The organism is Desulfovibrio intestinalis (genome assembly GCF_014202345.1).
Classification (GTDB): domain Bacteria; phylum Desulfobacterota; class Desulfovibrionia; order Desulfovibrionales; family Desulfovibrionaceae; genus Desulfovibrio; species Desulfovibrio intestinalis.
The window spans coordinates 408,327-419,629 of the sequence record NZ_JACHGO010000002.1 but is presented as its reverse complement, the minus strand read 5'-3'; the positions used below and the strand labels follow the sequence as shown (position 1 = coordinate 419,629).

Annotated in this window: 9 protein-coding genes; all 9 read right to left on the bottom strand. The window is 54.8% G+C overall.

The features are described from left to right. Positions 1–772: 772 nt before the first annotated feature. The 9 genes from ftsZ to mraY all read right to left on the bottom strand — a co-directional run bounded on the left by ftsZ (position 773) and on the right by mraY (position 11,268). On the bottom strand, positions 773–2,101 hold the full coding sequence (ftsZ, locus tag HNQ38_RS04635) for a cell division protein FtsZ (RefSeq protein ID WP_183718234.1): 1,329 nt from the start codon (positions 2,099–2,101) through the stop codon (positions 773–775). A 53-nt stretch (positions 2,102–2,154) separates the two neighbouring features. Then, complete coding sequence (ftsA, locus tag HNQ38_RS04630) at positions 2,155–3,390, bottom strand: cell division protein FtsA (protein WP_183718233.1); 1,236 nt, start codon at positions 3,388–3,390, stop codon at positions 2,155–2,157. A gap of 50 nt (positions 3,391–3,440) precedes the next feature. Further along, a complete protein-coding gene (locus HNQ38_RS04625; RefSeq protein ID WP_183718232.1) occupies positions 3,441–4,331 on the bottom strand; it encodes a cell division protein FtsQ/DivIB in 891 nt (296 codons plus the stop codon). Next, on the bottom strand, positions 4,316–5,206 hold the full coding sequence (gene murB, locus HNQ38_RS04620; protein ID WP_183718231.1) for a UDP-N-acetylmuramate dehydrogenase: 891 nt from the start codon (positions 5,204–5,206) through the stop codon (positions 4,316–4,318). The genes HNQ38_RS04625 and murB overlap by 16 nt, the downstream gene beginning before the upstream one ends. Next, positions 5,199–6,572 (bottom strand): UDP-N-acetylmuramate--L-alanine ligase, encoded by a 1,374-nt coding sequence (gene murC, locus HNQ38_RS04615; RefSeq protein ID WP_183718230.1) that lies wholly within the window; start codon positions 6,570–6,572, stop codon positions 5,199–5,201. Before murC ends, murB begins: the two co-directional genes overlap by 8 nt. A 73-nt stretch (positions 6,573–6,645) precedes the next feature. Further along, positions 6,646–7,719, bottom strand: a complete 1,074-nt coding sequence (gene murG, locus HNQ38_RS04610; protein ID WP_183718229.1) for an undecaprenyldiphospho-muramoylpentapeptide beta-N-acetylglucosaminyltransferase — start codon at positions 7,717–7,719, stop codon at positions 6,646–6,648. After that, a complete protein-coding gene (gene ftsW, locus HNQ38_RS04605; protein ID WP_183718228.1) occupies positions 7,698–8,879 on the bottom strand; it encodes a putative lipid II flippase FtsW in 1,182 nt (393 codons plus the stop codon). Before ftsW ends, murG begins: the two co-directional genes overlap by 22 nt. Next, on the bottom strand, positions 8,876–10,180 hold the full coding sequence (murD, locus tag HNQ38_RS04600) for a UDP-N-acetylmuramoyl-L-alanine--D-glutamate ligase (protein WP_183718227.1): 1,305 nt from the start codon (positions 10,178–10,180) through the stop codon (positions 8,876–8,878). The genes ftsW and murD overlap by 4 nt, the downstream gene beginning before the upstream one ends. Positions 10,181–10,191: 11 nt before the next feature. After that, on the bottom strand, positions 10,192–11,268 hold the full coding sequence (gene mraY, locus HNQ38_RS04595) for a phospho-N-acetylmuramoyl-pentapeptide-transferase (RefSeq protein WP_183718226.1): 1,077 nt from the start codon (positions 11,266–11,268) through the stop codon (positions 10,192–10,194). Positions 11,269–11,303: the final 35 nt, after the last annotated feature.

Here is an 11,303-nt window from a genome sequence, read left to right as displayed (position 1 = left end):
TCGAGCCATCGAGCCATCGAGCCATCGAGCCATCGAGCCATCGAGCCATCGAGCCATCGAGCCATCGAGCCATCGAGCCATCGAGCCATCGAGCCATCGAGCCAAGCAAAAGCAGAATGCCAGTTGCGCGTCAACTTCTGCCGCCACCCGCTTGCTGCTTGTGGTTAAACACTCTGCCAATCCACAGCAAAAAGCCCGCTCATGTTACAGGAGCGGGCATCGGGTATCACCTCAAACTGCGAACGCGTTAGAGCATTTTAAGAAATGCGCGGCACTTCAAAGCTAATCTGCTCTAGACGATTGGTAATCTTAAAAAGACTGTTAGCAGCTAAGAGGCGTCGTGTGAATTCCAGAGGCGGATAGCCGCAGACACGCTAAGAGACCAACGTAACGGGCCATTGCCACATTCACAAACAACTCGATAAAGATCACGCGTGCGACCAAGTGGGCGAGAAGTTTCGATTGTTGTAGAAAGCTTGCCACACTTGATGCAAGGGCGAATGCCGATCGGCGAATTTTCTTTTTCCATACGCCAAGAATAGCCAATGAAACAGGCTCCGTCAAAGGCCATTTTATGGTGGGCAGTAAGCTAAACAGAACAAGGGAATAGACCAAAGTCAGCAGCTAACAAAAAAACCGTGAATCTTTACAATTCACGGACAGCAGCGGAGCGTAACGCCCCACACTGGGAGGCCCCCAATGGGCCTCCCGGCGGGCATTTCAGGGCCGAAGAGGCAAGCCCTGAAAATATTGTAAGCTTGGCAGGCCTAGCCTAGTCGGCCTGTGTGCGAATGAACGTAGGAATTTCGAAATCATCCTCGTCATAGGTGAAATCTTCCTGGCCGGGGTTATGCGTACGATGACGCCCCTGGTTCAGGGTTTCACGCTTGGTCAGATAGGGAGGACGATTGCTGTTTTCGTCATACCAGCGCTCCACTTCCGAGCGGCGCGAGGCGCGGGGCAGGCGGCTTTCGCCCATTTCGTGGTCGTCCATATTGCCCTGCATCATGCCACCCTGCGGGACCACACGGCCCATGCGGCGCGGTTCAGCCATAACGGCATCCGGACCGGGTTTGCGGAAGTTGGTCACAGTGGCAGGAGCCTGGGGCTGCACGCTCTGGATAGCCTGAGGAGCTTCAATACCAGTGGCGATAACGGTCAGGCGAATTTCATCACCAATATTATCATCAAAAACAACACCAAAGATGATGTTGGCATCTTCAGGAGTTGCGTCGCCAATGATGTCGCCAATTTCAGCGATTTCTTCAGCGGTGATGTCGTCAGGCGCAGTGATGTTGTAAAGAACGGCCTTGGCGCTTTCCAAAGAAACGTCTTCAAGCAGCGGGCTCATAATGGCGCGCTGGGCAGCTTCGCGCGCGCGGCTCTCACCAGAGGCTATGCCGGTCCCCATAAGGGCTAGGCCAGCTTCGGCCATGGTGGTGCGCACGTCGGCGAAGTCAAGATTGATAAGGCCGTCGCCCACGATCACGTCAGAAATACCCTTGACCGCGTAGTACAAAATATCGTTGGCCTTTTGCAGCATTTCCGAAAAGGGGGCCTTTTTGGGAGCAAAAGCAAGCAGGCGGTCATTGGGAATGGTGATAAGGCAGTCCACATGCTGCTTGAACTCTTCAAGGCCAGCTTCGGCAGCGCGCTTGCGCTTTGCGCCTTCAAAGCTGAAAGGCTTGGTCACAACGCCAACGGTCAGCGCACCCATTTCCTTTGCAGCCTGCGCCACCACAGGGGCCGCGCCAGTACCAGTGCCGCCGCCCATGCCAGCCGTAACAAAAACCATGTCCGCATCGCCAATGGCTTCGCGAATAGCGTTGACGCTTTCCACGGCTGCTTCACGGCCTACCGAGGGGTTAGCGCCAGCGCCAAGGCCCTTGGTAAGCTTTTCGCCCATCTGCACTTTTACAGATGCGCCGTTTTTGGCCAGAGCCTGCACATCGGTATTGGCGCAAACAAACTGCACGCCGCGCAGGCCAGAGGTAATCATATTCTGAACCGCGTTGCCACCGCCACCGCCTACACCGATAACTTTGATCTTGGCGTTACTTGACAACGAGGTGTCGATATCATCGACAATAGACTGTGACATAGTTCCTCTCCTGTTTAAACTATCCCCAAAGTGCCCGCTTGAGGTTGTTCTGTTTATGAAATATCAGCAAACCACTTTTTCATGCGAGCCAGCACGCCATCAAAGACGCCGCTCTCGCTTCTGGTGGTAAACTTCTTTTGTCCGGAAAGTTCTTTTTCTGCCCCATAACGCAGCAGGCCCACAGCCGTTGAAAACTTGGGGCTGTTGACCACATCCTTGAGGCCGCCCACATTGCGCGGGTACCCGATGCGTGTGGGCAGGTTAAAGATCTGCTCACCCAGTTCCTGGCAGCCTTCCATAAGGGCGGTTCCGCCAGTGAGCACCACGCCCGCGCCGATCATATCCTTGTAGCCGGAGCGTACAAGTGTTTGATCTACAAGGAAAAGAATTTCTTCCATGCGCGGTTCGCAGATTTCAGCAAGCACCTGACGCGAAAGACGGCGCGGTTCGCGGCCACCAACGCTGGGTACTTCAATAAATTCGTCATGACGCACCAGATCAGCCAGCGCGCAGCCGTACTTGAGCTTGATTTTTTCAGCTGAGGCAATGGGGGTGCGCAGGCCAAAGGCAATATCGTTGGAAAGATTCTGGCCGCCCAGGGCAAGAACGGCGGTGTGCTTGATGGCGTCATTGGCAAAAACGGCGATATCAGTGGTGCCGCCGCCAAGGTCTACAAGAGCCACGCCGATTTCGCGTTCTTCTTCGGTGAGTACAGCTTTGGCTGAAGCCAGCGATTCAAGAGCGATATCCGACACTTCAAGCTGGCTGCGATGGCAGGAGCGCACGATATTTTGCGCTGAAGACACGGCTCCGGTGACGATGTGCACCTTCACTTCAAGCCGCACGCCAGCCATGCCTAGGGGATCGGCAATGCCGCGCTGATTATCGACAATGTATTCCTGCGGCAGTATGTGGATGACCTCGCGGTCAGCAGGAATAGCCACAGCTCTTGCGGCGTCAAGGGCGCGCTCGATATCGCGCTGGGCCACTTCGCCGCCTTTGACGGCAATAACGCCGTGGCTGTTGATACCCATGATATGGCTGCCCGCGATACCAACGTAAACTGAATGGATTTCGCAACCAGCCATCAGTTCCGCATCTTCAACAGCCTTGCGAATGGACTGTACGGTCTGTTCGATGTTGACCACTACGCCCTTACGCAAGCCAGTGGAAACACTGGTGCCGATGCCCACCACATCAACCAGGCCCGACTCAGTAAGTTCACCCACCACAGCGCAAATCTTTGTGGTGCCGATGTCGAGACCAACGATGAGCTCGGACTTATTCATGCCATTCTCCTAAGACGCCTGTTCTTCACGCTCTGCAAGTTCATGCCATGTCAGTTTTGCACGGCTTGATTAAGCAAAACCCATACGTTTCCATTCACGGCCCGCACCTCGCGCACATTGCGCAGTTCGTGCCTTCGCGCCAGATCGCCCAGGGTTACTCCCAACCGGGCCAGGTTGCCCTCCCAGTCATCAGTCGCGATGGAGAGGCGCATTTCCCTGTCTTCAAGGTATATTTCAATACCCCGCCCTGGGCTCAGGGTGATGGAGGCTATAGCTCCGGCCTCAACAGGCAGCACCCCGCTTTGAATATCTTTCATAAGCCGTGCAAGAAAGGGGATGGCGTCTTCAGCCCCCGCCTCTACCCGCAGGGTGGGAAGCGACAGAAAATTCTTGCTTTCCACCGGCGCGATGGCAACTCCGCGCTCATTGGCGTAATACAGGGTTCCTTCCCTGTGTACCCAGAATGAGGGCATACGCTCTTTCAATTTTATCACAAACCGGTCAGGCAGAAGGCGTTTGACTGAAACCTCTTCAACCCAGGGGGTTTGTCTGAGGTTACGCTCAACCTTGGCAATGCTCACAGCCAGGCTGTTATCGCCCTCTTTGAGATCGCCGTACTGCAAAACCATGTCACGGGAGAGGCGCACGTTACCCGCCACATCCACGTGCCGAGTGATGAAGAAGTCACTGGTGATAGCCTTGTTGTATAGCCAGAGAGAGGTGTAACACACTCCGGCAAGTATCAACCCCAAGCCCATCAGTAAAACAGCTACGGCTGCAAGACTTTTCAGGCCGCTCAGCCCTCTAATCCTGCCAAAGCCAGAAGCCAGAAAAGCAGGCATTCGCAGTTTTGAGGCTTTTTGCCCCTTCTTGCTAGATACGCTCGCTCTTGTATAAGAGTTGCGGGTCTTGCGGGCATTTTTTTTCAGGGCAAGAGGCATGGGACTATCCTGACTTCCGGTTCCAGCTCAATGCCGAACCTTTCCCGCACAGCCTCTTTGGCCTCTTGCATAAGAGCCAGAGCCGCCTTAGCGCTGCCCCTGCCCTCATTTATCATGAAGTTGGCGTGCACGGTTGAAAAGGCCATGCCACCCAATTTTTTACCTTTGAATCCAGCCTGATCCAGAAGTCTACCGGCAGGCATTTCCAGTGAGGGATTTTTGAATACGCAACCAGCGCTCCAGGCCGTCACAGGTTGTTTAGACTTTTTCTCAAAAAAGTTGTGACGCATGCAATTACTGATGCCATCCCTTGCAGCTCTGGTCAAGCCAAATGTGGCTTCCAAGACGATAAAATCATTCTTTTTATCGCCAATGTGCAGATTGCGGTACGAATACTGCAGTGCTTCCGCTGCTATTACTTGGATTTCACCTTTGCTAGCTATGTGAATATTATTAATTTTTGTGCATGTTTCAACGCCAAATGACCCTGCATTCATAGCTACGGCGCCGCCAACTGTTCCCGGTATGCCTGTCAATCCTTCAAGGCCAGAAAGCCCTTGTTCAACACAAAACCGCAACAGTCTGGGCAAGGGAACCGCAGCGCCAACACGCACCAGAACCTTTCCGTCTTCTTCGCCAACAACTTCTGGCCCCTGCACAAAGTCAGGGCGCACCAGCACCAGAGGCAAATCGCCGTCCTGAGCCAGAATGTTGCTGCCAGCCCCAATGACAACTGGCTCCCCGCCAAGGGCGCGCAAGCGCCTGGACAGACGGGCGACATCTTCCGCATTTTCCAGAATCAGCTCTGCTATAGCTGTACCGCCCAAACGCAACGTAGTGCGCTGGGCCAACTGTGGCGAAGCGATCTCACGCATGGTCGCGTCCTTCCAGCCAGGCAGGGCCAAGACGCGTTATGCTGCCAGCCCCGAGCGTAAGCAGAACGTCGCCATCACGCAGTATTTGAGGCAAGGCCAGCATAAGCTCGTCCAGTGTCTGAAAATACTCCACAGGTGTATCAGAAACCTGACGTATTCCCTGAGCCAGACTTTGGCCCGAAACACCAGGAATGGGTTTTTCGGAGGCGGCGTAAATTTCTGTCAGCAGCACCTGGTCAACCGCGTCAAAAACTTTGCAGAACTCACCAAAGTGGGTTTCAGTGCGGCTGAACCGATGGGGCTGAAAAGCCGCCACAATACGTCTGCCCGCAAAAACCTGCCGGGCTGTGGCAAGGGTAGCAGCAATTTCAGCCGGGTGATGCCCGTAGTCATCCACCACAGTGACGCCCTGCTTTTCGCCCTTGAATTCGAATCGCCGCCCCACTCCCTTAAACCCGGCCAGACCTTCGGCACACTTTTCAAAAGAAATGCCTACTTCCATAGCCGCGCCAATGGATGCAAGGGCGTTGAGAATATTGTGCCGACCCGGCTGTGGCAGGCTGACGTCGCCCAGTTTTTCACCGCGCAGCCACACCTCAAAGCGATTGATGCGCCCGCTTTCCAGAGGCATTGCCCGGAGGGCATTGTCTTCGGCAAACCCATATGTCAGCACCGGGCGCTTGACCTTGGGCAACAGCGCCAGCACGCCGGGATCGTCGCCGCACACGATGTTCAATCCATAGAAGGGCACATTGTTCATGAACTGCACAAAGGCGCTATCGATGGCTTCCCGATTCTTGTAGTGGTCCAAATGATCTTCATCCACATTGGTGACCACATTGATAATGGGCAACAGGCAGAGAAAAGAACCGTCTGATTCGTCGGCTTCGGCGATAAGGTATTCACCGTGGCCAAGATGCGCATTGGTGCCATAAACATTGAGGCGCCCGCCAATGATGACCGTGGGATCAAGCCCTGCCGTATCAAAAATGGAGGCCGTCAACGACGTGGTGGTGGTTTTACCGTGAGTGCCTGCAATGGCGATGCCCTGCCGCAAACGCATAAGCTCTGCGAGCATTTCAGCACGGGGAATAATGGCGATATTGCGTTTGCGGGCTTCCACCAGTTCTGGATTATCGTCACTGATGGCTGTAGATTTAACCAGAACCTGCACATCACCAACGTTTTCCGCAGCATGCCCAACGGCAATATGAGCGCCCAGGCTACGCAGATGACGCACCACAGCAGAATCGCTCATATCTGAACCGGAAATTTCATACTTGAGGTTAAGCAGCACCTCGGCAATACCGCTCATGCCCGCGCCACCTATGCCCACCATATGAATATGCCGAATTTTACTGTTCATGCTCTACCTTTAAAGAAAGTCTAGATAATTCAAAGACAAAAGTCCCTCGCAGATAATCGCTCTCAAACCTTTATCAGGAACGGGCAATTTCTTCCAGAACTGAAGTAACACGCGCCGCAGCATCCGGCCTGGCAGAAGCCAGTGCCGCCGCAGACATGCGCGTGCGTTCGCCGTTTTCGTTGAGCAACTGAATAAGGGTGTGCTCCAGACCATCAGTAACCATGCGCGATTCCGGCACAAGAATGGCTGCCCCGCTGCGTGCCAGCACTTCGGCATTGCGGGTTTGATGGTCGTGTACCGCGTACGGAAATGGTACAAGAACAGAGGGCAGGCCCGCGGCGCATAATTCGGCCACGGTTGTTGCTCCTGAACGGCACAGGGCCACATCGGCCCAGGCGTAGGCTGCCGCCATATCGTCAATAAAGGCAGACACGCATGAAGGATCAAAACCTGCCGCCGCATAGGCCGTGCGTACTGAATTTTCGTCGGCGCTTCCGGTCTGGTGGCGAATATCCACCCCGGCTGCACGCAGCGAGGCCAGACGTTCCACAATAAAAGAATTGAGCGCGTGGGCTCCCTGCGAACCGCCCATAACAAGAAGACGGCGGGCACCGCGGGCTCGCGGCAAACGCCCTGCCTCATTCACCCCTGCGCGCACGGGATTACCCGTAAGCACGCACTTGGCGGGGTCAAATCCTTCCGTATCAGGCAGTGAAAGGCAGATACGCCGCGCCAGCTTTGCCAGCACGCGATTGCTGGCCCCGGCAATGGCATTCTGTTCGTGCAGCATGGTCGGCACGCCCAGCAGCCGCCCAGCAAGCATGGGAGCAAAGGCCGCATAACTGCCAAAACCCGCCACAACATCCGGCTTGAACCGCCGAACAATGCCGATCGCTTTTCCCACTGACCAGGTCATGCGAAAACCAGCTTCAACGGCTTTCAGGCCGCGCCCGAGAAACCCGCGCACAGGCAGACCTTCAAAAGGAATGCCCGCCAGACGGACAAGACGCGCTTCCGGTCCATACAGCGAACCCACGAAAAGCAGCTTGGCCTGCGGATGCCGCCGACGCACTTCTTCGGCTACGGCCAGGGCCGGAAAAATATGACCGCCAGTGCCGCCCGTGGTCAGGAGGATGTTGATGTCCATGTGTCCGCCGTTCGTGAAAAGTTCATAAGCAGACCCACGCAAAGCATGGTAGCCATCAGGTTACTACCGCCGTAGCTCATAAGAGGCATGGGCACGCCCTTTGGCGGCGCTACCCCCATAACCACGGCGAGATTCATGACCGAGCCCATAGCAAGAATGGTTGTGATTCCAAACGCCGTGAAACGGTCACGCAGATTGCGTTGTCCCTGTATAATCTTATAGCAGCGCCAGAACAACAGGCCAAAGAGAATCATGACCACGCTCATGCCCACAAAACCCATTTCTTCGGCCAAAACTGCCATGATAAAGTCGTTATGCGCTTCTGGCAGATAAAACATCTTCTGTTTGCTTGCGCCAACGCCAACGCCGAAGAAACTGCCGGACCCGATTGCCAGCAACGACTGCACCAACTGGTAGCCCGTGTTATGGGCGTCCTCAAAAGGATCCAGAAACGCCAGCAGGCGGCGCAGACGGTACGGAGATGAAATGGCCAGAGCCATTGCGCCTGCGCAGGCCAGGGCTATGGAGAAAAAAAGGTACACAAACCGGGTTCCCCCGGCCACGCACATGAAAAACAGAATACTTGCCAGAACAACGGCGCTGCCAAAGTCCGGTTGCAGAAGCAGCAGAAAACAGAAGAGCGCTGTAACCGCAAAAGGCGGTATGACGCCCCGGCTGAACGTCTTGATAATATCCTGCTTGGAACTCATAAAGTACGCCAGATAGAGAGCCAGAGCGACCTTGACGAATTCCATCGGCTGAACGTTGATCGGCCCCAGCGGGATCCAGCGTTTTGCGCCGTTGATGGCGGGAGCCAACGGCGAAAGTGTCACCAGCAAAAGCAGCAAGGCAACAAAAAGTGCCGGATACTGCATTTTATAAAGCCATTCGCGAGGCAGCAGTGCTGCGCCCCACAAAACAATGCCGCCCATCAGTGCAAAGAGCACCTGACGTTTGAAGAAATAATATTTGTCGCCGTTAACCTGCTCCGCCACAATGCCGCTGGCAGAAAGCACCATCACAAGGCCAATGGACAAGATAACAAGCATGATGGTGAACAGCCACCAGTCAAAGGGAGCAAAGGGGCCTTTTTCCGTAGCCCGTCCCATGGCACTGTGTGCCTTGCCGGGCTTTGTTCTGGCTTTGAAGACGTTTTTCATAGCAGTTTACCCACTATGCGCTTGAAATCCTTGCCGCGCTCTTCATAGTTGGCGTAAAGGTCGAAACTTGAAGTGGCTGGGGCCATAAGAATAACATCGCCAGCGTGTGCGCCTGCGGTCAGATGCTTTATTGCCGGTTCCAGAGCCGGGTGCCAGGTCATTGGCACGATTCCTTGCCAGGCTTTTTCAAAGTACTCGCGGCTTGCGCCAAACAGGGCCACTTCGCAAACCTTGCTCTTCAGCAGATCCGCCAAACCAGCCAGATCGCCGCCTTTGAATTTTCCGCCGCATAAAAGGCGTACCGGACGGTCAAAAGCCTCAAGGGCCACTTTGAGCGAAGAGACTGTGGTGCACTTGGAATCATTTACATACAGCACGCCATTGTGTTCGCGCACACGTTCAAGGCGGTGCGCCAACGGGGCAAACCGGGCCACAGCCCTTGCCGCGTTTTCTTCACTGACGCCAAAGAAACGGCAGGCCTGCCACGCGGCTTCCTCGTTAATGCGGTTGTGAGAACCAATGAGGCTGCTCTTGGGAAAACGGTCAGCAGCATTGATATAGACCTGACGCGCCTTGAGACCGTGCTTGTCTGCCTGATCGCGCAGATTTTCGCCAAGTACGGCCAGATCACCCTCATCCTGGCAGCGGAACAAACGGAATTTGGCTTCCGTGTATTCCTCCATATCTTTGTGATAATCCAGATGATTGGGCGTAATATTGAGCAGAATCCCCACTCGCGGGCAGAAGGTGGTGCATGTCTGCAACTGAAAACTCGAAATTTCCAGCACCAGAACGTCGGCCTTACGGCCCGACAGCACATATTCCGACAAGGGCGTGCCGATGTTTCCGCCAAGAAAAACAGCGTACCCCTGCTCGTGCAGCATGGCCGCCGCAAGTGAGGCTGTTGTGGTCTTGCCGCTGGTGCCCGTAATGGCAAGAACAGGCTCGTTGTCCAGATAGCGCCAGGCCAGTTCCATCTCGGCCAGAATTTCTGTTCTTTCTTCGTCAACCAGCCCCGCAAGGCGCGCCACTGGCATGCCAGGGCTCGGCACTACAAAGGCTGCGTTTTCAAACTGCGCGGAGCTGTGGGGACCAAGCTCAATAACAATACCGAGCTGCCCCAGTTCCCGCGCCAGATCTTGCCGGCTGGAAAAGGCGTCGGCGTTGCTGTCCAGAAGGTGCACCCGTGCACCCTCACGGTTCAAAAGTCTTGCGGCAGCAAGGCCCGACCGCCCAGCACCGACGACTACGGCCTTTTCGCCAACGCTTATACGCCTGCCGCGCATTTTTTCCAGTGCCATAGTATTTCTCCTCAACGCAGCTTCAGGACAGAAAGCGCCATGAGGCCTAACAGAATTGACGTGATCCAGAAGCGGATAATAATCTTGGATTCAGGCACGCCCTTGAGTTCAAAATGGTGATGCAAGGGGGCCATACGAAAAAACCGTTTACCGCCTGTCCAGCGAAAGTAGCCCACCTGTACAATGACAGAGAGGGTTTCGGCCACAAAAAGCCCGCCCACAACCGCAAGAACAAGTTCCTGCTTGCAAAGCAGAGCCAGATAGCCGAGCACGCCGCCAATGGAAAGCGAACCCACATCGCCCATAAAAACCTGGGCGGGATAGGCGTTGAACCATAGAAAGCCCAAACCAGCGCCCACAAGGGCAGCGCAAAAAACCGTAACTTCACCTACGCCGGGCATGTACGGAACCAGCAAATAGCCTGCAAACCGCGCGTTGCCTGTAATGTAGATGAAAATGGAAAACACGATGCAGGCGACAATGGATGGCCCAATGGCAAGCCCATCAAGCCCGTCTGTAAGATTGACCGCATTTGAGGCAGCCACCATAACAAAAACACCAAACGGCAGGTAAAACCAGCCAAGGTCAAAGGTCACTTCCTTGAAGAAGGGAATGGTGAGTTTGCTGCTGTAGTCGGGGTTGGCAAAAAGCAGCAGCATGGCCACGCAGGCGATGCCAAGCTGCCCCGCAATTTTGGCTTTGCCCGAAATCCCCCGGTTTTTGTGGTGCCGCAGCTTGGTCATGTCGTCCCAAAGCCCAATGGCCCCAAAACCGGCAAAAACAAAAAATGCCTGCCAGATATAGATGTTTGTGAGGTCAGCCCACAAAAGCAGGCTCACAGAAAGGCTGAACAGCATGAGCAGGCCCCCCATAGTGGGAGTACCAGCCTTGCATGCGTGAGCAGCCACATCTTCGTGAATGTACTGGCCGCATTTCAGGCGGCGCAGCCACGCGATAAAGCGAGGCCCAAGAATTATGGAAATGAGCAGGGCCGTCATAAGCGCAGCCATAGAACGGAAGGTGATGTAACGAAAGACATTGAAAAATGTCCATTCAGAAGCGAGGGGAGAAAGAAAGTTATAAAACATGCACACGGATCCGTTCGTTTGGCCACACTGCGACC

Coding starts and splice junctions, on each gene's coding strand:
- murB (WP_183718231.1), bottom strand. CDS start 5,206: ATGCGTGAGATCGCTTCGCCACAGTTGGCCCAGCGCACTACGTTGCGT.
- murC (WP_183718230.1), bottom strand. CDS start 6,572: ATGAACAGTAAAATTCGGCATATTCATATGGTGGGCATAGGTGGCGCG.
- HNQ38_RS04625 (WP_183718232.1), bottom strand. CDS start 4,331: ATGCCTCTTGCCCTGAAAAAAAATGCCCGCAAGACCCGCAACTCTTAT.
- murD (WP_183718227.1), bottom strand. CDS start 10,180: ATGGCACTGGAAAAAATGCGCGGCAGGCGTATAAGCGTTGGCGAAAAG.
- murG (WP_183718229.1), bottom strand. CDS start 7,719: ATGGACATCAACATCCTCCTGACCACGGGCGGCACTGGCGGTCATATT.
- ftsZ (WP_183718234.1), bottom strand. CDS start 2,101: ATGTCACAGTCTATTGTCGATGATATCGACACCTCGTTGTCAAGTAAC.
- ftsA (WP_183718233.1), bottom strand. CDS start 3,390: ATGAATAAGTCCGAGCTCATCGTTGGTCTCGACATCGGCACCACAAAG.
- ftsW (WP_183718228.1), bottom strand. CDS start 8,879: ATGAAAAACGTCTTCAAAGCCAGAACAAAGCCCGGCAAGGCACACAGT.
- mraY (WP_183718226.1), bottom strand. CDS start 11,268: ATGTTTTATAACTTTCTTTCTCCCCTCGCTTCTGAATGGACATTTTTC.